The sequence below is a fragment of the Erwinia sp. genome, assembly GCF_049696395.1.
In the GTDB taxonomy this organism is placed as follows: Bacteria; Pseudomonadota; Gammaproteobacteria; order Enterobacterales; family Enterobacteriaceae; genus Erwinia.
In genome coordinates this window covers 1-20,938 of sequence record NZ_JBAVTT010000036.1, presented here as the reverse complement: position 1 = coordinate 20,938, position 20,938 = coordinate 1, and the positions used below count along the sequence as shown (strand labels likewise).

The 20,938-nt window shown below is 53.2% G+C and carries 19 protein-coding genes; 6 read left to right on the top strand and 13 right to left on the bottom strand.

The genetic code is table 11. The annotated features are described in order from the left end of the window. Positions 1 to 53 precede the first annotated feature (53 nt). From WCC56_RS05165 to WCC56_RS05155, 3 genes are all read left to right on the top strand, one after another. Positions 54 to 827 (top strand): alpha/beta fold hydrolase, encoded by a 774-nt coding sequence (locus WCC56_RS05165; RefSeq protein ID WP_424691346.1) that lies wholly within the window; start codon positions 54 to 56, stop codon positions 825 to 827. Positions 828 to 843: 16 nt separating this feature from the next. Continuing rightward, on the top strand, positions 844 to 2,034 hold the full coding sequence (locus WCC56_RS05160; RefSeq protein WP_424691345.1) for a cytochrome c biogenesis protein/redoxin: 1,191 nt from the start codon (positions 844 to 846) through the stop codon (positions 2,032 to 2,034). Between the two features lie 406 nt (positions 2,035 to 2,440). After that, positions 2,441 to 2,782 (top strand): hypothetical protein, encoded by a 342-nt coding sequence (locus tag WCC56_RS05155; RefSeq protein ID WP_424691344.1) that lies wholly within the window; start codon positions 2,441 to 2,443, stop codon positions 2,780 to 2,782. A gap of 110 nt (positions 2,783 to 2,892) precedes the next feature. On the opposite strand, the gene WCC56_RS05150 is transcribed toward WCC56_RS05155, so the two are convergent. Beyond that, entirely contained in the window at positions 2,893 to 3,963 is a 1,071-nt protein-coding gene (locus WCC56_RS05150) for a LacI family DNA-binding transcriptional regulator (RefSeq protein ID WP_424691343.1), read from the bottom strand. A gap of 265 nt (positions 3,964 to 4,228) precedes the next feature. Here WCC56_RS05150 and WCC56_RS05145 point away from each other — a divergent pair, with 265 nt between their 5' ends. Beyond that, positions 4,229 to 5,488, top strand: coding sequence for a maltoporin (locus tag WCC56_RS05145; protein WP_424691342.1), 1,260 nt, complete (start codon positions 4,229 to 4,231; stop codon positions 5,486 to 5,488). Positions 5,489 to 5,579: 91 nt separating this feature from the next. Here the strand turns inward: WCC56_RS05145 and WCC56_RS05140 are convergent, their stop codons facing one another. The 6 genes from WCC56_RS05140 to WCC56_RS05115 all read right to left on the bottom strand — a co-directional run bounded on the left by WCC56_RS05140 (position 5,580) and on the right by WCC56_RS05115 (position 12,692). Continuing rightward, complete coding sequence (locus WCC56_RS05140; protein ID WP_424691341.1) at positions 5,580 to 5,894, bottom strand: glucose PTS transporter subunit EIIB; 315 nt, start codon at positions 5,892 to 5,894, stop codon at positions 5,580 to 5,582. Between the two features lie 65 nt (positions 5,895 to 5,959). Next, positions 5,960 to 8,017, bottom strand: a complete 2,058-nt coding sequence (locus WCC56_RS05135) for a beta-galactosidase (protein ID WP_424691340.1) — start codon at positions 8,015 to 8,017, stop codon at positions 5,960 to 5,962. A gap of 47 nt (positions 8,018 to 8,064) precedes the next feature. Then, positions 8,065 to 9,225 carry a glycoside hydrolase family 53 protein gene (locus WCC56_RS05130; RefSeq protein WP_424691357.1) on the bottom strand — a complete coding sequence of 387 codons (1,161 nt, stop codon included), beginning with the start codon at positions 9,223 to 9,225 and terminating at the stop codon, positions 8,065 to 8,067. A 36-nt stretch (positions 9,226 to 9,261) separates the two neighbouring features. Beyond that, complete coding sequence (locus tag WCC56_RS05125; protein ID WP_346573430.1) at positions 9,262 to 10,113, bottom strand: sugar ABC transporter permease; 852 nt, start codon at positions 10,111 to 10,113, stop codon at positions 9,262 to 9,264. Positions 10,114 to 10,122: 9 nt separating this feature from the next. Next, positions 10,123 to 11,427, bottom strand: coding sequence for an ABC transporter permease subunit (locus tag WCC56_RS05120; protein ID WP_424691356.1), 1,305 nt, complete (start codon positions 11,425 to 11,427; stop codon positions 10,123 to 10,125). Positions 11,428 to 11,471: 44 nt separating this feature from the next. Then, positions 11,472 to 12,692, bottom strand: a complete 1,221-nt coding sequence (locus WCC56_RS05115; protein WP_424691339.1) for an extracellular solute-binding protein — start codon at positions 12,690 to 12,692, stop codon at positions 11,472 to 11,474. A gap of 327 nt (positions 12,693 to 13,019) precedes the next feature. Here WCC56_RS05115 and WCC56_RS05110 point away from each other — a divergent pair, with 327 nt between their 5' ends. Further along, positions 13,020 to 14,138, top strand: a complete 1,119-nt coding sequence (locus tag WCC56_RS05110; protein WP_424691338.1) for an ABC transporter ATP-binding protein — start codon at positions 13,020 to 13,022, stop codon at positions 14,136 to 14,138. 83 nt (positions 14,139 to 14,221) lie between these two features. Here WCC56_RS05110 and WCC56_RS05105 read toward each other — a convergent pair whose 3' ends face one another. The 5 genes from WCC56_RS05105 to WCC56_RS05085 form a co-directional block, all read right to left on the bottom strand. After that, entirely contained in the window at positions 14,222 to 15,694 is a 1,473-nt protein-coding gene (locus WCC56_RS05105; RefSeq protein WP_424691337.1) for a carbohydrate porin, read from the bottom strand. A 156-nt stretch (positions 15,695 to 15,850) separates the two neighbouring features. Further along, a complete protein-coding gene (locus WCC56_RS05100; RefSeq protein ID WP_424691336.1) occupies positions 15,851 to 16,153 on the bottom strand; it encodes a PTS lactose/cellobiose transporter subunit IIA in 303 nt (100 codons plus the stop codon). Next, entirely contained in the window at positions 16,146 to 17,549 is a 1,404-nt protein-coding gene (locus WCC56_RS05095; RefSeq protein ID WP_424691335.1) for a glycoside hydrolase family 1 protein, read from the bottom strand. The genes WCC56_RS05100 and WCC56_RS05095 overlap by 8 nt, the downstream gene beginning before the upstream one ends. A gap of 14 nt (positions 17,550 to 17,563) precedes the next feature. Continuing rightward, positions 17,564 to 18,898 carry a PTS sugar transporter subunit IIC gene (locus WCC56_RS05090; RefSeq protein WP_424691334.1) on the bottom strand — a complete coding sequence of 445 codons (1,335 nt, stop codon included), beginning with the start codon at positions 18,896 to 18,898 and terminating at the stop codon, positions 17,564 to 17,566. Positions 18,899 to 18,909: 11 nt separating this feature from the next. Further along, positions 18,910 to 19,224 (bottom strand): PTS sugar transporter subunit IIB, encoded by a 315-nt coding sequence (locus tag WCC56_RS05085; protein ID WP_424691333.1) that lies wholly within the window; start codon positions 19,222 to 19,224, stop codon positions 18,910 to 18,912. Positions 19,225 to 19,520: 296 nt separating this feature from the next. On the opposite strand from WCC56_RS05085, the gene WCC56_RS05080 reads away from it, so the two are divergent. Beyond that, a complete protein-coding gene (locus tag WCC56_RS05080; protein ID WP_424691332.1) occupies positions 19,521 to 20,477 on the top strand; it encodes a LacI family DNA-binding transcriptional regulator in 957 nt (318 codons plus the stop codon). A gap of 327 nt (positions 20,478 to 20,804) precedes the next feature. Here WCC56_RS05080 and WCC56_RS05075 read toward each other — a convergent pair whose 3' ends face one another. Then, positions 20,805 to 20,900, bottom strand: coding sequence for a hypothetical protein (locus WCC56_RS05075; RefSeq protein WP_424691355.1), 96 nt, complete (start codon positions 20,898 to 20,900; stop codon positions 20,805 to 20,807). Positions 20,901 to 20,938: the final 38 nt, after the last annotated feature.

Here is a 20,938-nt window from a genome sequence, read left to right as displayed (position 1 = left end):
GGCCGCTGGCTGAAATTGCTTTCGTCAGCGACTTCACATGATGAGTTCACGCCATGAAAAATTTATCTAAAGCCTTTGCTTCTGCATTTGTAGTTGGTCTGTTTTCTCTTCCGTTCTCTGATGTTGTGCATGCTCAAAGCAGCAATAGTGTCGTGCTGGTACACGGTGCATTTGCCGATGGAAGCAGCTGGAACCGGGTTATTGAAAAGCTGCAGTCACAGCATGTCGAGGTGATTTCAGTTCAGTTGCCACTGACGTCATTGAAAGAAGACGCCGCTGCCACTCGCCGCGCCATTGGGCGTGCGCAGGGAGACGTAGTCCTTGTTGGTCACTCCTGGGGCGGTACCGTTATCACTGAAGCCGGCAACGATCCCAGGGTGAAGGCATTAGTCTATGTAGCGGCATTTGCACCAGCCGAAGGGCAATCCACAGCCTTGCTGGCCGAGAGTTATCCTGCTCCAGCGGGAGGGGCTGACATCGCCAAAACCCCCGATGGATATCTCTATCTTCCCGCAGCCGCAGTGACTAAAGATTTTGCGCCAGACCTGACGTCTCCTGAACAAAATCTGTTAACTGTCACTCAGGGGCCGATATACGCCGCAGCCTTTGCAGACAAAGTCGGGCATCCTGCCTGGGCGCAAAAACCTAGCTGGTATCTGGTCAGTGCGAATGACCGCATGATTAACCCCGATCTGGAACGCGCAATGGCGAAGGCTATTCACGCGAAAGTCACCACGGTAGATGCCGGTCATGTGTCCATGCTGAGCCAGCCTGATACGGTCGTTAAGGTCATAACCCAGGCAGTTAACGCGATTGGCACCCATTAATCAGGAGGGATATTCGATGTCGCTATTCATTTCTTTTTTAGCAGGCATGCTTACTCTGCTCAGCCCCTGCACATTACCAGTCATCCCCTTTGTCTTCGCCAGCGTGCGTGGACAAAAAGGGCAGCTGGCCGCTTTACTCAGTGGTATGGTGCTGATGTTTACCGCTGTCGCGCTGCTGGTATCGGTATCCAGTCACTGGGTGGCAAGCATAACCGCCGCCGGCCGCTGGATTGCGTTGGTTTTTCTTGCCGTAACCGCGCTGACTCTCCTCTCTGCACGGATAGCTAGCTACGTTAGCGCGCCTGTACTGGCACTGGGTAATCATGTCAATACGTCAAGCAATCGCCGCAGCGGAATTGTTTCAGCTGGGCTGGCAGGCGTTGCTACTGGGCTTTTGTGGTCTCCTTGCGCCGGACCTGTGCTGGGTGCAATTATTAGCCTCTCCGCGGTAAGTAAAGCGCATTTTTCAGTGGGATTATTACTGATTGCTTACGGAAGTGGCTGCGCCGTTATGCTGGCAATCCTGTGGGGAGCTGGTCATGAATTAATAGCCAGACTTCGACCGGGATTATCCATAATGACGCGCCTTCGTCAGATTACTGGCGCTGTCATGCTGGCTTCTGTCTTACTGGTTGCAAGCGGAGCTCAAAATATCCTACAAAGCGGCCCTGACTTCGCCCAGAAACTGGAGTTGCGACTTAGCCAGCATCTCTCGGTAGCGCAGCCTGCAGTTCACTTGCAACCGGTCGTTGAAACGAAAACGACAAGTATGATGCCTTCGCTGAGTGGCGGAACGCACTGGTTTAACGGCGATCCACTGAACAATGAGTCAGTTAAAGGTCACGTGGTACTTGTCGACTTCTGGACTTATGGCTGCATTAATTGCCAGCACACCTTGCCACACGTGCGCGACTGGGCAAATAAATACAAGCAGGAAGGCCTGATCGTATTAGGGGTACACACTCCAGAGTATCCCTGGGAGCGGGATACTGATGCTGTTGCCAGGGCCATATCTAAGTGGCAACTGCCATATACGGTCGTTGCCGACAATAATTACAGTATCTGGAACAGTTTCGGCAATATGTACTGGCCTGCACATTATATTTTTGATGCCAAAGGGCAACTACGTTACCAAGCCTTTGGTGAAGGAGATTATGCCAGACAGGAAAAAGTAATTCAGCAACTTTTAAAGGAAACTCGGGCCTGAAGACCTTATTACGTTTTCGGGGAATGAATGAATTCTAATTATTATGATAGTTGTTTATCAGGCATGTCCGTGGCAGTTTGTTGCCACGGTTTCCATTAACGATCGGTAACAGATAGCCCGCCCTTTACGTTAATCCTGTACGATCCGGGGGCTTGATAAACCGAAATCACCTTTAAGCTAAAACTCATAACTTGGGATGACGTCAGACTCCAAGGTGAGCCACTGCATTCTAACGTACGCTTTGGGCACAGAGCAGCCAGTATGACAAAGCCGTCCGCTAAGAGCGACAAGCGGACGTCATCATATGTCGAAGTTTCGATGTAACTCGCGTAAAACAATCCCCAGTGTTAATTTGTAAGTGAACCCGTTAAGCAAAAACAATGTTTGGATGGTTAGTGGAGAGATCATGGGCGTAGAGTTATATATAACACGAGCTGATTTTTGGGCTGAAAATGAAGAAGCCCAAATAACTCCTGAGGAGTGGCTTTCTCTCATTGATAGTGACAACGAATTAACGAGAGACCTTAAAAATGGCGATTATCATGCTTTGTGGTCGGGTGCTTCATCGCATGACGAGGCATGGCTTGACTGGAATGATGGCAACATTTACACCAAATGGCCAGACACGCAGCTATATAGAAAAATGTTAGACATTTCCGGATTCCTCGGCGCTCGGGTAATGGACGACGATGGTAATATTTACAGCGATCCATCTGCCTGGGAATATGACCCTCCTTCTACTCCTTAATGTCTGCTTCTGGCACAAATCAGACTGTAGGACTCATTTGCACCGGGCGGCCACTCTCCTCCAGCTAAGCAACTAGCCGGAAGAGAGCCTCTGCCTTTACCGGTCGAACGCTAACCCAAACGGCTGGCTATCAGACGGAGCTGTTCAGCAATCTGCTTCAGATCTTGTTGCTGTTGCCCTACGCCAGCTGTTGAGTTGCGCACCACCAGCCTTGCAGGCAGGATTGAGGAGGAACGGCTGTGGTCTTCATCGCTGGCTTGCAAGATGCGTTGCACGGCTTCCTTCCCCTGCAAATCCAAATCGAGCGACACCGTGGTCAAGGCCGGGTGGAAGAACGCGCTCTCGTAAGTATCATCGTAGCCGACAACAGAGACCTGCCCCGGTACCGCAATACCCTGCTGATGCAGCGCACTCAGCACGCCCAATGCCATCTGATCGTTCCCTACCAGCAGCGCGGTGAAGTGCGGGTTTTCCCGCAGTAGCTGCAAAATGCCGCTGTACCCACTCTGCGCATCCCAGTTGCCGTGGATCACACTGACAGGCTTCAGCCGATAGCTCTCCAGCGTATCCAGCCAGCTTTTCAGCCGCAGCCGGGCAGAGACCGAATGCTCAGGTCCCGCCAACAGCGCGAACTCGCGATGCCCCTGCTCGTACAGGTATTTCACGCTGGCGCGTGTGCCGTCAGCCGGGTTGAAAGACACGTTAAACACCGAGCAGTAAGGATCCACGTCAAGGAACAGGCAGATGATGTCCTGGTTTTCCTCAACAATGCGCTCTGCACAAGCCGTATCCAGCGGAACGTTGATAATCACCTTATCGACCAGCTGTGATTTCAGCTCGTTGATGGATTCCTGCAAGCTTTGATTGACGTTCTCATCAATCATGGCGATCAACACCTGATACTCCGCCGCATTGGCATAGCGCTTTATCGCTGCTGCCACCTGGGAAGGGGCATGTAAGGCCAGCGATGTGGTGACCAGACCCAGCGTCGTGCTCTGCTTTCCTACCAGCTGCTGTGCCAGACGGTTGGGCACATAGCGCAGCTCCTCAATCGCCTTAGTCACCTTGCTGCGCGTGCCTTCAGAGACATTCGCAGACTTATTCAGCACCCTGGAAACCGTTTGATATGACACCCCAGCGAGTCGGGCGACATCCTCCAAAGTAGCACTCTTTGATTTCATGCTTCGCTTTCCTGTTTGACGATGACCAAAGTGTATCACAGTGCACAGGATGGCCAGGTTACCCCGATCACACTGTCTAAAAATCACAAAAAGTATGACGTTCACATATGAAGATTTGGTGATCGATATCACCAATCGTTACAATTTACCGCCAAATACTTGCACTAAATCACATCATTTCGCATTTCCAATTGCGCAGTTCTTGTTGCCGGGCGTTTACTGTCGCCAACGTGTGAACGTATGACAAATATAAACAGAGGGTGACATGAACACAAGACTCACGGCGACCACGGTAGCACTTGCTGCCGCACTGACTTCCCCTGCCTTTGCAGCCATCGACAATCTCGATTTCCACGGCTATCTGCGTGGCGGCGTTGGCGTTTCTCGCGATGGGGGAATGGAAGAGTTCCAGAAAAACAAGATTGGTCGCCTTGGTAATGAGGCCGATACCTACGGTGAAATTGAACTGGGTAGTGAAGTCTATAAAAAGGACGATGTCAGCTTCTATGTCGACTCGATGGTCAGCATGTTCTCTGACGGTTCCAACGACAATGAAACCACCTTCGGAGACGACGCACAGTTCGGCCTGCGTCAGCTTAATTTGCAGATCAAGGGGCTGATCCCCGGCGATAAAAACGCGGTAATCTGGGGCGGTAAACGTTACTACCAGCGTCATGACCTGCATATCATCGATACCAAATACTGGAATATCTCCGGTTCTGGTGCCGGTATCGAAAACTATACCCTCGGCCCGGGTGCCGTCTCCGTTGCCTGGATCCGTGGCGATGCCAACGATGTTGACTACCGCGAAGACGGCGATAACGACGTCAACATCAACTATCTGGACCTGCGCTACGCGGGCTGGAAGCCTTGGGACGGTGCATGGACAGAGTTTGGCGTCGATTACGCCATGCCGAATGCAACGAACAAGCAGAAAGAGTACGGCGGACTGTACGACGCGGAAAATGGCGTGATGCTGACCGGCGAAATCAGCCAGGACATGTGGGGCGGCTATCAGAAGCTGGTGCTGCAGTATGCCAACAAAGGGCTGGCACAGAACATGATTTCACAGGGAGGCGGCTGGTATGACATGTATAACGATACGCGTGATGCTACTGGCTACCGTGTGATCAACACCGGCCTGCTGCCAATCACCGATCGGCTCTCGCTGAATCAGGTCATCACCTGGGGCTCTGCTGACAACGTCACCGCCTTCACCGATAAAAGTACCCTGCTCTCTCTCGTCGGTCGCGCACAGTACCAGTTTACTGACTACATACGCGGTATCGGTGAGGCCGGTACGTTTATGCAGAAAGACCAGAACAAAGACGGCAGCGACTATAAACAAGCCGGGCAGAAATATACCCTGGCAATGGGCCTTGCCGCTGGCCCGGAATTCATGTCTCGCCCGGAACTGCGCGTCTTTGCCTCTTACCTGAATGACTCCGAACAGGGGAACAGCTTCCAGGATGGAACGGCCAGCAACACCTGGAACTTTGGTGTGCAGGTCGAGGCCTGGTGGTAATTCAGTACCCGCATTAACGCCTTCATCATCATTGGATAAATACTGGCTCGCTAATTTGGATAACCCTCACCGGTTATCCATTTTTTTTTGTTCAGGGCTGGCTGAAGAAGCGGGCTTCCATCAACTCGCGTAATCGGTCTGACTGCTTGCCAAAGATCGCATGCACCTCATGCCCCAGAATCACCACGCCCAGCGCCCCGGCCTGCTGTAGTCCGTGATTATCAACCGCTGACAGCGATTTCACCGTCACACGCAGTCGGGTCAGGCAGGCATCCACCTGCACGATATTATCCCGACCGCCAAAGCAGCCCATTAGCTGATCCAACAGCACGCTGTCTTCCGCAGTGGCTACCGTAGGGGCCGGTTCCCGGCTGAAGTAGTGCTTAAATAATTTCAGGCTAACCATACTCTTCTCCTTACTGACTCTCAGGTAAAAAAAAGCGGGCTCAAGGCCCGCCAGTGAAATAACAATTACAGCGGCGCGCGCAGCACGCGGCAACCCCAGGGAGGGATACTCAGCGAGCCGGAGAGAGGCGCGCCGTCTATCAGATCGTGGATACCCTCAGGCAGAGCGAGGGCATGCGTCTGCGCCGAGAAGTTCTGCAGGAAGACATAGCTCTGCTCGCCATCCGTACGTCGGTGCGCGGTTACGCCCGGCGGGAAATCGATGTCCAGCGCACGCGGTAAAGCCAGTCTGGTAATCAGCGCGCCATAGAAATCACGGTGGAACGCCCGATCGTTACGTGAGGCGATATACCACGCCTGCCCTTCGCCAACGGTGTTCACGGTCACCGCCGGTTTCCCGGCATAGAAATCACTCTCATAAACCGCCAGCGCAGTCGCCCCTTCCAGATGAATTTGTTCGCACAGCTCACGCGCCTGATAGGATCCTTGCAGGCCCAGTAAGTTGCCCGCCAGCGCACGGACGCCGTTGCTCTCGTCATCCGTCAGGCTGTCGATCTCTTCAGCCCAAATACCCAACAGCGGACGTAATGGGCCAGGGAACCCACCGAGGTAACAAAGGTCGCTTTCATTCACTACGCCAGTCCAGTAGCTGGCAACAAACTGCCCGCCCTTACGCAGATGCTGCTCCACGCGTTCAGCAAAACCGTCGCGAACCATATACAGCATTGGGGCTATTACCAGTTCGTAGCCGCTCAAATCCGCATCGGCATTGATGACGTCCACCGCGACACCTTGCTCCCAGAAGGTCCGGTAATGCTCGGTCACCGTGCGCTCATAATGCAGACCGATGTTGCGCGGCCCCTGAGCATTGTCCATCGCCCAGCGGCTTTCCCAGTCAAAGATAATGGCGACCTTAGCCTCAACGCGGGTGCCTTGAACCGGCGTCATCGCCGCCAGCATCCGCCCCAACTCGGTGACTTCACGGCCAATGCGCGTGTCCAGATGCCCAACGTGGTCAACTACCGCGCCGTGGAATTTCTCGACCGATCCACGGCTTTTACGCCACTGGAAATACTGCACCGCATCCGCTCCGTGGGCCACGGCCTGCAGGGACGAGAGGATATGCATCCCCGGTTTTTTAAGCTTGCTGGTAGGTTGCCAGTTGGTGGCGCCCGGCGTGGACTCCATCAACACAAACGGCTTGCCCTGTTTCAGGGTGCGCATCAAATCGTGGTACATCGCGGTATAGCAGGCCAGCGTGGTTTCATCCTTCTCGTTATGCCACGTTGGATAACTGTCCCAGGAGATAAAATCCAGCGGCTGCGCCAGCTTCCAGTAGTCGTAGTCGTAGAAATATTCCATAAAGTTGGTGGTTGCTGGCAGGTCAGGGTTAACGGCCTTCAGCGGTTTTATTTCTTCAGCACAGAAGTCCGTGACCTGGTCGGTCATAAAACGACGCCAGTCGAGGTTTAACCCATGAATAGAGGCTTCTCCCTGCGGGGAGGGCGAAGCAATCTGCGACCAGTCGGTGTAGGTATGGCTCCAGAAATCGCTCCACCAGGCATGGTTTAGCTGTTCCAGGGTGCCATAACGCCGTTGCAGCCAGCCACGAAAGGCCTGCTGGCAGTGATTACAGTGGCATTCGCCGCCGTATTCATTGGAAATATGCCAGCCGATCACCGCCGGGTGATGGGCATAGCGCGCCGCTAACTGGCTGTTCATCGCCTGAACTTTCTGCCGGTAAACCGGCGAAGTCATACAGTGGTTGTGACGCCCGCCGTGCAAGGCTGGCACACGATCGCGCCCAACGCGCAACACTTCAGGGTACTTTTGTGACATCCACGCCGGCCGTGCGCCGCTCGGGGTAGCGAGAAAAACGCGGATAGACTTCTGGTGCAGCTTTTCCAGCACATTATCCAGCCAGCCAAAATCATAGCGCCCATCTTCCGGCTCCAGCTTGGCCCAGCTGAAGATGCCTACCGACATCACGTTGCAGTTCGCCTGTTGCATCATCAAGACATCTTCATCAATGATGCCCGGCGAGTTTTCCCACTGTTCAGGGTTGTAATCCGCACCGTGCAACAGCGTGTTAACTCCGGCAAAGAGCGGTGGAAATTTAGTCATAACGGTTCCTCAGAGATGTCAGCGACACCGGCCCTCAGGCCTGTTAATTAATGAAAAGCCTGAATTGATGGCAGCACTTTGCCCTGGCAGTCGAACAGTGCCTGATTCTCACGGGCGTTGCCCTGCTTCCACTCGTCGTGGATGTACTTCATCCCTTCTGGCGTCGCCCAGGTGTTGCCCGGCGCCGCTATCCATAACGGCTCCCAATAGACCACGCCCTTGCCCCGGTGATTCGGCACCGCCAGCACTGCCTGCATCAAATCATGCAGATAGGCCGCTTGACCCTCGACGGTCGCCGGATAGCCGCCGTCTTTTTCTTCTTTCGCCTGGAAACTGTTCTCCGCGCTGTCGCAGTTTTTCAGCGTGTAGCCATAAGCCGCTTCCACCACCATCACGTCTTTCTGATACCGCTGACTGATGTCGTCCATATTGGCTTTCAACGCCCCAATCGGACCGTTCCAGTAGGTGTACATCGACAGACCAATCACATCGAACGGCACCTTGCGTTGGGTAATTTCATCGAACCACCAGCGGAACATGTCATTTTTGGTCCCTTCCGCCAGATGCAGCATGATTTTGACCTGCCCAGGATCGCTGAGGTTTTCACGCAGGCCGCTAATTGCCGCCTTTAGCAGCCCGGCAAGGCGGTCAAACTCGCCACCGTTCTGCCCCCAGCTTTTGCCCTCTGGCCACAGCATGCCGCCGTTCAGTTCATTGCCGATTTGAACAATATCCGGCAACGCCCCTTCGGCCTTAAAGCGTGCAATGGTGTCGCGGGTATAGTCATGAACGCGCTTTTCCAGTTCCGGGAAAGTGAGTTTTTCCCAGGCTTTCGGCTTGAACTGTTTACCCGGATCGGTCCAGAAATCGCTGTAATGGAAGTCCAGCAGGATCTTCATACCGGCGGCTTTCGCGCGTTTAGCCAACGCCAGCGTGGTCGGCAGATCGTTAGTGCCGCCACCGTACGCCTTCCCGTTGCTGTCATAAGGATCAACCCACAGGCGCAGGCGAAGCGTATTGATGCCGTTGGCCTTCAGAATGGCAATCGGATCCTGTAACTGGTTGTCAGCGTTGTAAAATTTCACACCCAGTTTTTCCAGCTCAGGCAGCGTAGAGATATCGGCCCCTTTCACAAAATCGGCCGGTACCGGTCCAAGCGGACGGATGGCAGGCGGATTTGCGGCGAAGAGAGGCGCCGCCCAGGCCATGGCCAGGGCGAGTAACACAGCTTTAGGGGTCATGATTTATCCTTTTGTACTTCCAGAAGTCAGGCCGGAAACAAAGTATTTCTGCAGAGCCAGATAGAGAATGGCGACCGGCACCGCAATCAGCACCGCGCCTGCCGCGTAGGTGGTGTAACTGGCCCCCATTTTCTGCGAGACCAGGTTGTACAGACCAATAGGCAGCGTGAACTGATCCGGGCTTCGCAGGATGGTGCTGGAGAGAATGAAGTCACCCAGCGGCCCGGTGAAGGAGAACAGGGCCACCACCGCCAGGATCGGTTTGGACAGTGGCATGATGATTTCGATAAAGACACGGAAGTTCCCTGCCCCGTCCATGCGCGCCGACTCATCCAGATCCTTAGGAATGGCATCCAGATACCCTTTCATCAGATAGGTGTTCATCGGGATCATGCCGCCGACATAGATCAGCACCAGCGCCAGATGGCTGTTGATTAATCCCAGCAACTGCGACAGCACAAAGATGGCGATCAGCGCCGAAAACTGCGGGATCATCTGCAACAGCAGAAACAGCATCAGCCCGTTCTGCCGTCCCTTAAAACGAAAGCGTGAGAACGCATAGGCGGTGCAACTCACGCTGATTAAGGTCAGCACCATGGTGAAGAAGCTGATTTTCATCGAGTTCCAGTACCACGTCAGGTACGGCACCGTGCCATTAAACAGATCGCGGTAATGCTGCAGCGACGCATTCTCAGGAATGATTGAACTGCTCAGCAGGCTGTTGCCTGCATTCAGCGATGCCCCAACCGTCCACACCAGCGGGTAGATGATGATGGTCGACACCACCAGCACCACCAGCCAGGTGAGCGACAGACGTAGCCACTTTTCGCGTTTAATACTGACTGACTTAGCCATGATGCTCCCTTACGCCATCTCATCTTGTTTAAACGATTTGGTGGCACGGAACTGCCACAGCGCCACACCGACCACAAAGATCGACAGCAAAATCGTAATGGTGGCGGCAATCGCGTACTGCGATGACGACATGGTGAGTTTGTAGATCCACGACACCAGGATATCGGTACCGCCCGCGTTCGATCCCGCCACCGCCGGGCCGCCGTTGTTAAACAGGTAGATAATGTTGAAATTGTTAAAGTTAAAGGTGTATTGAGTGATGATGATCGGCGCGATGGCGTACATCACCAGCGGTAAAGTTATCGTCCGCAGACGCGTCCACGGGCTGGCACCGTCCATCATCGCCGCTTCGTACAAATCGTCAGGAATGGCTTGCAATACCCCGGTGGTCATGGCGAAGACAAACGGGAAGCCGAGCCAGGTCTGCATCAAAATCAGCGCGGTTTTGGTCCAGAACGGATCCGTCATCCATGCCTTTGGCGCAATGCCAAAGAAGTCGAGGATGGCATTATTGATCACGCCAAAGCTGTCGTTAAACATGCCGGCAAACACCAGGATGGTGACAAAACCTGGCACCGCCCAGGGCAGGATGAAAATGGTGCGGATTAGCGGCTTAAAGCGCAGGTCTTTCTGGTTGACCAGAATTGCCAGCATCACACCTACCGAGCACTGTAACGTGGTAGCCAGCAGCGTCCAGACCACCGTCCACTGCAGAACGTCGAAGAAGGTTGAGCGCCAGATCGACAGGGTGAAGATATTGACAAAGTTCTTCAGCCCCACCCAGTCCACCAGCTTCGCCGGCGGCGTGTGGTAGAGGTTATAGTTGGTGAAGGCGATGGCAAAACCGAACAAAATCGGGAACACCACCACAAACACCAGCAGGATAAATCCGGGCGTGATCATCAGATAAGGGAAGCCCTCACGCAGCAGGAGCTGATACTGCTTACGCACCCCGTGGAGCGGTTTTCCCTCATCACGACGGCAGCCGTTCAGCCACGCATCGCGCACCGAAAGCCCCCAGATGGCGATGCCGAAAGCGATAATCAGTACGCTGATAATCCCTTCTGCCAGCAGAAATATGGAGTTATCGCGGGGAACTTCTTCTCCCAGCGTCGCCAGCCCCCACAGCCCTTGCTGCAGGAAGTTATGGAACACACCGTAAAAGCTGGTGAGCAGGATCAGGAAACAAAGTCCCTTGGCCCACTGGCGGTTATAAAACTGGCCGAAACCCGGTATCAGCGCCAGCAGAACACCCGTCAGCGCGTGCTGGCGTGGGCGCCTGGTGGGCATCAGTTTTTCACTGGGGGAAATCATCACAGCATTATCCTTCTTCATTCGAGCCGCCCGGAAAGCCAGGCTTACTGGTTGCTGGCCTGCATTGCTTCAATCTGCATGGTGATCTGCTTCACCGCGTTATCCAGCGCCACTTTTGGCTCCTGTTTGCCCGTCACGCTAAGTTCCAGAGCGGTATTGGCAGGGCCCCAAACTTCCTGCATTTCTGGTACGCCCGGCATGGCAACGGCGCGCTCCGCCTGCACCGCCACGGCATTGGCTTTTTCATCGTTTTTAATCAGCGGATCGTTCATCAGGGCAACCACCGGCGGGATTTCCTGAGTCTTCTGGAAGCGCTCTTTCACATACTGAGGCTGGTTAATAAACTGGATAAATTGCTGTGCCAGCGTTTTGTCTTTACTCCAGGTAGAGACCACATAGCCCTTCACGCCGAGGAACGAACTCATTGGTTTACCGTTAGGCAGCTCTGGTAACGGCGCTACACCGTAGTTGATGCCAGCCGATTGATAGGGTTGGAAGGCCCACGGACCATTGATGACCGCCGCGGCTTTTTTCTCGGTAAACAGAGAATCGATGGCATTCAGACCGTTGTCACCGAGAATGCCGGAAGGCAGCAACCCCTGGGTGAAGAAGCTTTTGAGGTAGGTTACGGCTTCAACGCTGCCCGCCGTGTTCAGCCCGATATCTTGCGTGTTCAGGCCGCCCTTCCCGTCTTTACCGAAGATGTAGCCTCCCATCGGTGCGATAGCGCCCCAGCTGTAATAAATCTGGTCAAATTTCGCCAGCAGACCATATTGCTTCGCTTCACGCTGTTTCAGTGAAAATGCCCGGTACTCATCCAGCGTTTTCAGCGGTGCAGGCAACAGATCTTTGTTGTAGATCAACACCAGGGTTTCAACGGCTTTTGGCACGCCGTACACCACGTTGTTCTGAATAAAGGCGGCCATGGCTGACGGGGTATAAGCCGCCTGATGCGCCGCATCAACGTTCAACGGTGACAGCAGCCCCTGCACTATTGCGCTGCCCAACTGATCGTTAGGGATCACCAGCACATCAGGGCCGATCCCGGCAGGGCCATCCAGACGCAGCTTTTCAATCTGCTGGGCAAACGGCATTTCCTGCACCTTTACCTCCACGTTGAACTGCTTTTGAAAATCAGCAATCGCCGTTTTAATACCGTCCGATTTCTTAATGTCTTCCCAGACGGTAAGTTGCTGTGCGGCGTGCGCAGCCTGTCCCAGGAGCAGGGCTGACAGAAGCAGAGTGATGCGGGTTTTCACTTTCATTGCTGACCTCATGTGAAGGTATAACATTTATCTGTTTTTTAGGGAGATGACGTTCTAACCAATACAGCGCAATGCCCGAAAAATGTGCCTTGCAGAAGAGAGAGTGTCATAGCGCGTCGATGTCATACGCTACGCGGAACGGCGCATATCCTCCACCCTGCTCTCGCTAATATGTGATCGGTATTACAGAAATCAAAATCCCCTCTAGGGCGCACTGCACTGGGAGTTTATAGTCAATCCAGACGCCACAAGGGCTGGCGTGCCAAAAGAGATATTTGTAATACGTAATACATTTATTCCTTTCCCACCCTTTCAACGAGGTTCCGCATGTCCAGTATCAGACTGAGAAACGTATCTAAGCGTTTTGGCAAAACAGAAACGCTCAATAATATTCAACTGGATATTGAAGACGGGGAGTTTACCGTTTTTGTCGGTCCCTCTGGCTGTGGCAAATCCACGCTGCTGCGGCTGATAGCCGGGCTGGAAGAGGTGAGTGACGGTGAGATCCTGATAGGCGATGAGCTGATGAACGACGTAGCCCCAGCCCACCGTGGCGTGGCGATGGTGTTTCAGTCCTACGCGCTTTACCCGCACATGACGGTGGCAGAAAATATGGGCTACGGCCTGAAGGTGAACGGCGTGGCGAAAGAGAAAATTCGCCATCAGGTTGAGATGGTGTCCAAGACGCTGCAACTCTCCCACCTGCTTGAACGCAAGCCGAAAGAGCTTTCCGGTGGTCAGCGCCAGCGCGTGGCCATTGGTCGGGCGATTGTCCGTAATCCGCAGGTGTTTATGTTCGATGAGCCGCTGTCTAACCTGGATGCGGAACTGCGCGTGGATATGCGTTTGCATATCGCCAAACTGCACCAGGAACTGAAAACCACCATGGTGTATGTCACGCACGATCAGATTGAAGCGATGACGCTGGCCGATAAAATAGTGGTGATGAACTACGGCAAAGTGGAACAGGTAGGCTCTCCAATGGAGCTTTACTACAACCCGATTAACCGTTTTGTTGCCGGTTTTATCGGTTCACCAAAAATGAATTTCCTGCCAGCACGCGTCGAACACTGCAGTGCGCAAGGGTTGACCGTTACCGTTAACGAGGGAGCAAATACGCTGACGCTGCCTGCACCCGCCCGTATGCTGCAACCCGGAGAGGAACTGACGCTGGGCATCCGTCCGGAACATCTGCGTGTGAACAGCGACGCCCCGCTGCAGCTGGATTTTCACTGTGAAGTGGTGGAAAGGCTGGGGAACAATACCTATCTGTTCGGGCAGGTGTATGGCCATGATGGCTTTAAAATGCTGCTGCCGGGCGATGTCCACTTCCGTCCTTATCAGATGCTGCGCCCCGCTTTTTCTCCACACCAGTGCATGGTGTTCGATGAAAACGGACTGCGCATCAGTGCTGATATCCCGTTGCCTCAGGATCAGGCTGCCTGAGAAACACCGAAGGACGAGGCCCGCAGGAGGCATCTTTTGCCGTTCCGATGCACTCAGGCTGGCCTCATCCTTTCACCCCGTTATCAGAACCAGGCTTCCCACATCGCGCCAACGTTGAGCGAGTCTAACTGGGAATCGTCATCGGTCCCGTTACTACGCGCGGTACGTTTGTTATCGACATCACCGCCGGTGACGTAGAAGCGCAGCATGGGACGGAACTCTGGCCCCATGGCAATCGACACGTTCTGCGACAGCGTCAGCTTCCAGCCGTGATTATCGCCGCCCTGATCGTAATCAACCCGCTGATAGCCTGCTTCCAGCCAGGTGGAATGCACCTCGTTCCACCAGTACATCGGGCGGACAATCACCCCGTAGTTCCGGCGATCGTCAGTGTCGTCTGCTTTATTCGCGTAGTCGTGGAAGGCGAGCAGATATTCCACCTGCGCCTGCCGGGTAAACTTATAGTTGCCTTCAAAGCTGGCATAAACGGTCGTCAGCTCGTCAGTTTTATTGAATACGCTGTTATCGGAATTATTCGAGTAACGGGTGATCACTTTATTAACGCCGTTCTCACCGGTATGACTCAGTACCACGCCGCCCTGCCAGGCCTTCAACCGCTCTTCGCTGTCGATAGCTTTGGAGTCGAAGCCATAGTTGGCATACAGCTCCAGATCCAGCGGGCCCACCTTCATGCCGTGGATTTTAGAAGTCAGCGCATAGTTGCCTTTATCGCCGGTGCCCGATCCGCCAGTACAGCTGATCCGCGACGGGTTCGCTTCGTCGTCCATCACCACCGGGTCACATGATTCCACCGATGCCACCGTCGCCACGTCAAACTTCACCCCACCAATATCAAAGTTTTTCACCCCGGCACCCTGGCCGTCATGATTCATCCAGAAGTAGTCATTGATCCCCTGCTGTGGACGCTGATGGAAATCCCGTCCAGCCCATAAATAGGCGTTTGGATTGGATTCAAACAGATTGGTGACACCCGCATAGGCTTTCTTCAGGTTCACCTCATCGCCCCAGTGGTCAATCATCACGTTGACGTCCCAGATTGCGCCGTTATCTCCCTTAAAGGCTTTGGAAAGCTGGAATTCGCCGCCGTTGTCTTCATTGCCCAGTCGGCCGATGGCGGAGGCACCGTTATAGGAACCATCCACACCGACAAACTTCTGATCGCCTGCCTGGAACTTCGCGCCATAGCGGGCATAACCGGTAAACTGTAAGCCAAACGGAATGGCCATATCCGGCGACTGCGCAGGGCTTTGCGGCTCAGTGATCGCATCGGTCTTCTTCACCACCGCTTTATCGATTTTTGCCTGACGATCGGCCAGCGCTTTATCAACAGCACTGTCGATTTTCGCCTGACGGTCGGCTAACGCTTTATCAACGGCTCCGTCTATTTTTGCCTGACGGTCGGCTAACGCTTTATCCACCGCTTTCGCCACGATGGCATCAATTTGTTCCTGCGTAAATTCTTGTGCAACGACGTTTCCAGAGCAAAGGGCTGCCATTATCGCCAGCGCGACTGGCAATTTAGTCAATGTCTTCATGATATTCTCATTATGACCCCGTCCTTTATTAGCGCGTCATAATGCCGCGCTAATAAAGAAGCGTGAGTGCTGTTATTTTAAATGTAAGGTATAATGGAATGAATGGCGTAAGTTATGTCAGTATTTAAACCCCTTTTATTTTAAAATTAATGAATGCTATCGCTGATATAAATGGATAATTTCTTCAGATAATTCACGTGCCAGCAGTGATGTCATCAGATGATCCTGCGCATGAACCATAATTAAGGTCATTGGCTGACGTCCTTCTCCGGCATCCTGCTCAATGAGCTTTGTCTGCATCTGATGGGCCTGACGTGAGAAGCCGTCGGCCTCCTGCAACAGTGCCTTTGCCTTAGGGATATCCCCGCCGCGCGCCGCTTGCAGGGCTTCAAAGCACAGGCTGCGCGACTGGCCCGCATTGACGATAATCTCCATCACCGCTTCTTCTAACTCAATCATGATTGCCTCCCTCAGTAAAACCGTTATTTAGCGCAGTAGTGGCAAACCACTCGCCGCTTTTCTTCACCGTGCGCTGCTGCGTGGCCAGGTCTAGTTGTACAAAACCATAACGGTTTTTATAGCCGTTACACCACGACCAGTTATCAATAAATGTCCACATGTGATAACCCAGACAATGACTTCCTTCGCTAATGCCTTTATGCAGCCATTTAAGGTGTTCGGAAACAAATTCTATGCGGTAGTGATCATGAATCTGCCCGCCCTCAATAAATCGCTGTTCATTTTCAACACCCATACCATTTTCAGAAATAAAGCAGCGAGGGTTATCATAATTGACGCGTAGATTTGTCAAAATATCATAAATGCCCTGCTCGTAAATTTCCCAGCCCCGATATGGATTCATTTTTCTGCCGGGCATTTCGTAATTATCAAATAACCATTCCGGCATAAAAGGGGATTGCAAATTCACTGCGCTGTCGCGGCACTTAACCCGGCGTGGCTGGTAATAATTGACGCCCAGCAGATCAATCTTGCCGTCAGCGATTAATTCCCGGTCTCCCGGCTGGCAGACGGGCAATTGATCATAACTTTGCAGCAGTGTTATCAGGTCAGCCGGATACTCACCGCGCAGCACCGGATCAAGGAAGCTGCGGTTAAACAGCAGGTCAGCGTGGTGCGCCGCTGTGACATCCGCCGGATTTTGTGAGCGTGGATACGAAGGCGTCAGGTTCAGCACAATACCAATTTCGCCTTGGTGCTCCCCGGCGCGATAACAGCGCACCGCCTGCGCATGGGCCAGCACCGTGTGGTAGGCCACCGTTGCCGCCCGTTTGAAATCCACTACATTCGGGTAGTGGAAGTCATACAGATATCCCCCTTCCACCGGCACAATGGGCTCGTTAAAAGTGAACCAATGAAGCACGCGATCGCCGAAGAGTTCGAAGCAGATTTTGGCATAACGACTGAAGGCGGCTACCACTTCGCGGCTTTCCCAGCCTCCCTGCTGCTGCATCGCTAGCGGCATATCGAAATGGAACAGGGTAATAAAGGGCTGGATCCCCTGCGCCAGCAGTTCATCAATCACCTTGTTATAAAACGCCACCGCCTGCGGGTTCACTTCACCGGTGCCATCCGGGATTAACCGCGACCAGCTAAGAGAGGTGCGGAAGCTGTTGTGATTAAGCTGTTTCAGCAGCGCAATGTCTTCGCGCCAGTGTTGAACGAAAGTAGAGGTCTCCTGTGGCCCCACCTGCTGATGAAAACGGCCTGGCTGAAGGCGATACCAGGCATCCCAGGTGGTTTCTCCGCGAGCCCCCTGCTGGCTTTCTCCCTCTGTTTGCAGGGCAGAGCTGGCGCTGCCCCACCAAAAGTTATCGGGAAATGTGTAGTTCTTCACTTAACTCTCCTTCGTTATCCGTGGTTGCGGACAGCTTCGCCGGCTGGCGCTGCTGCACTTTGTGCTTTCAGCTCTTCAGTTTTGAGCAGGGAACGTTCATAGGCGCGCAGGAATGGCAGGTACATCAGGGCCGACATCCCCATACAGATAAAGCACATCACCACCGGACTGAACGCCCAGTTGGCGGCCCAGGAAGCCCCGATCGGTGCAGGCGTTGTCCATGGCGTCAGCGACACCACTTGCGCCAGCCATCCCAGCTTGGTTGCACCATAAGCCAGACAGGCGTTGATCATCGGCACGCAGATAAACGGAAGAAATAACAAGGGGTTCATGATGATTGGCGCACCAAACAAAATAGGCTCATTGATGTTGAACAAGCTCGGCACGACCCCCATTTTGCCAATGGTACGCAGATGCGTAACGCGGCTGCGCAGCAGCAGGAAAGCCAGCGGTAAAGTGGAACCGACACCGCCAATCAGCAGATAGTGATCCCAGAAACCTTGCAGGTAGATATGCGGTAACGCCGATCCGGCAGCCAGTGCTGCCTGGTTTGCCGACAGATTCGCCATCCAGAACGGATTCATGATCCCGGTAACAATCAGCGCTCCGTGGATACCGGCAAACCAGAAAATCTGGCAAAGAAGCACCGACAGCAGGATCGCCGGCAGAGAATCTGACGCTGACACCAGCGGTTCCAGCAGATGCATTATCGCCTGTGGCATCACCATGCCAGTCTGCGCCTGAATAAACAGGTTCAGCGGATGCAGCGTGCCCATCACCACGACCACCGGGATCAGGATCTCAAAAGATCGCGCCACACCTGTCGGCACCTCTTTGGGCAAACGGATGGTGATATTGTTTTGTTTCAGCCAGGCGTAAACCCGTGTGGAATAGATGGAAGTGATCAGCGCGGTAAAAATCCCCTCTCCAGAGAGATACTGAGTAGAGATATGCCCATCCGCATAGGGGGCAGCCACCAGCAGAAAAGCCATGAACGCCAGCAGGCCGGACATCACCGGGTCCAGATTAAACTGGCGGCCAAGGCTGGCACCGATACCCACTGAGATAAAGAAGGTCATCACCCCCATGCTCAGGTAATAAGGCAGCATCAGCTGTTCACGGTAGGTCAGCGAAAAATCCAGCCAGGCGCGCGCAACGCTGTTAGTGGAATCTGCCGAGAACGGCGGGAAAATAAATACCAGCATAAACGAGCCGATAATCATAAACGGCAACGCAGCGGTAAAGCCGTCGCGGATCGCAATGACATATTTCTGCTGGCCCAGACGGCCCGCCAGCGGGGTAATGGATTGCTCAATAACGGCAATCATCGACTGATATAACGACTTCATATGAACACCTTTTAGTGAACCGCGTTAATCAAAGACAGTGCGTAGTCCAGTACCTTGTCACCGAGTTGCATCCCGTAGTCCATCGGATCAATGGGCTGAACGGGGATCCCCTGCGTGGCCGCCTTTTCTGACAATGTTTTCAGCATATATTTGACCTGAGGCCCCAGCAGCACCACCTGATAATGTGGAAACCGATCGTCGAACTCGGCAACGCCATACGCCTGAATATCGACCTCCAGCCCTCTTTCGTTCGCCGCCTCCACCATTTTTCTGACCAACAGACTGGTGGACATCCCGGCAGAGCAGCACAGCATGATCTTGACCATAATCCCTTCACCTTAAAATGTAATATAACGTAAACCCGGAAACGATTGGACACCATACGGAAACCGTTTTCCATTAAGGGGAAACAGAAGTGTGACAGTCATCATAAACGTTCTTCCTGAAGGGGTTTTTCCTGGATTTACATCACATTAATTCGTCGTGTATGGCTATTTTTGAGGTGATATGGAGAATCGGTTTCCATGGAAAAGGGAAAGCCGTTATACTGGCTGTGGCGATATTTTGCGCCATTATTGCGGTCTATTTGGTCGATTTTTATTGCAGCAATCAGGGGAGAAATATGTCAACAATCAACGATGTATCACGTTTAGCTGGGGTATCGAAAGCCACAGTTTCACGGGTGTTGAGTGGGTCGCGCGGGGTTAAAGAAGCCAGTCGCCTCGCCGTGTTGCAGGCCGCTGAGGAACTCAGTTATCGGCCAAATGTCATTGCACAGTCTTTACTTTCCCAGTCCACCGGCTGTATTGGTGTGATTTGCGCACAGGAAAACATTAACCAGACCACCGGTTATCTTTACGCACTTGATAAACAACTCAGCCAGCATCAGAAGCATCTGCTGCTTCGCTTTGCCAACAGCAAAGCAGGCGTAATGAACGCACTTGAAGAGCTTTCCTGCGGACTGTGTGATGACGTGTTGATCATCGGTGCGCGCTTCCCGCTGGATATCGTCGATGAGAATGTGATCCTGATTGATTGTATCGATGCCGACACGCCAAACAGCATTCAATTCGATCATGCTTTTGCTGTAGAAACCGCCTGTAACTATCTGATCAGCCAGGGCAGACGTCAGATTGCGCTTATCCATCCTGACACTCGTGGCCATGCCGATCAGGTGTTGCTGGGCTATAAGCTGGCGCTGGAAAATAATTTTTTACCGTTCAACCGCAACCTGGTGTTTATGGACCCCAACACCTCCTCTTCCGTTGCGGTGCAGGTACTGCTGAATAATGCCACCACCGTCAACTTCAATGCCCTACTGGTTGCGGATGAGCAGGAGGCTCAGCGGGTGATCGGTCAGCTGCAGGCGTTTAATAAAGCCGTGCCGGGAGATATTATGATTTTCAGCCTTGCGGGTTCGCTGGATCTGCCGGGCATCCCGACCATTCCCTCCATTGAATACTCGCTGGATGCCATGGCGGCACGCATTGTCAGTTGGCTGACGGAAAAAACCCAGGATATGCTCGGTGCCTGTGTGCTGCGTGGGGACTTAATTATTCCGGATAGCCGTAAGCGTTAACTTAGTACTGGCTGTATTGAACCGAGCTTGTTACGGCGTAGACGAGTTTCTCCTGCGCTGTAATCTGTGACCTTAATGATTAAAGACAAAAAAACACTCTTCGATCAGCATGATTTTTATAGAGAAAAACGCCGTCAACAGAGTGTCATCAACACATCACTAACATCGGTGGGTACTAATCAATGGGGGAGCAGGTAACAGGAGGATTATGATGCTGGCCTAACCCCGGAAGAGGTATGGAGCAAAGCTTGGGATTAAGAGACATCGCGGAGCTGATTCGGTGTTTCTGCTCAGCGATGTTCGACACGCTTTATCTACTCTGAATGATCAGACCGGAAGCAAGGTGTGGTAGCTAACTTTCATTATGGATTTGCAGAAGATGCAGAGTGCGCCGTGAGGATTTTTCGTGGTGACATTGTGCATGGAGAAACGAAACTGACTGCCGCAACAAGATGGGCATT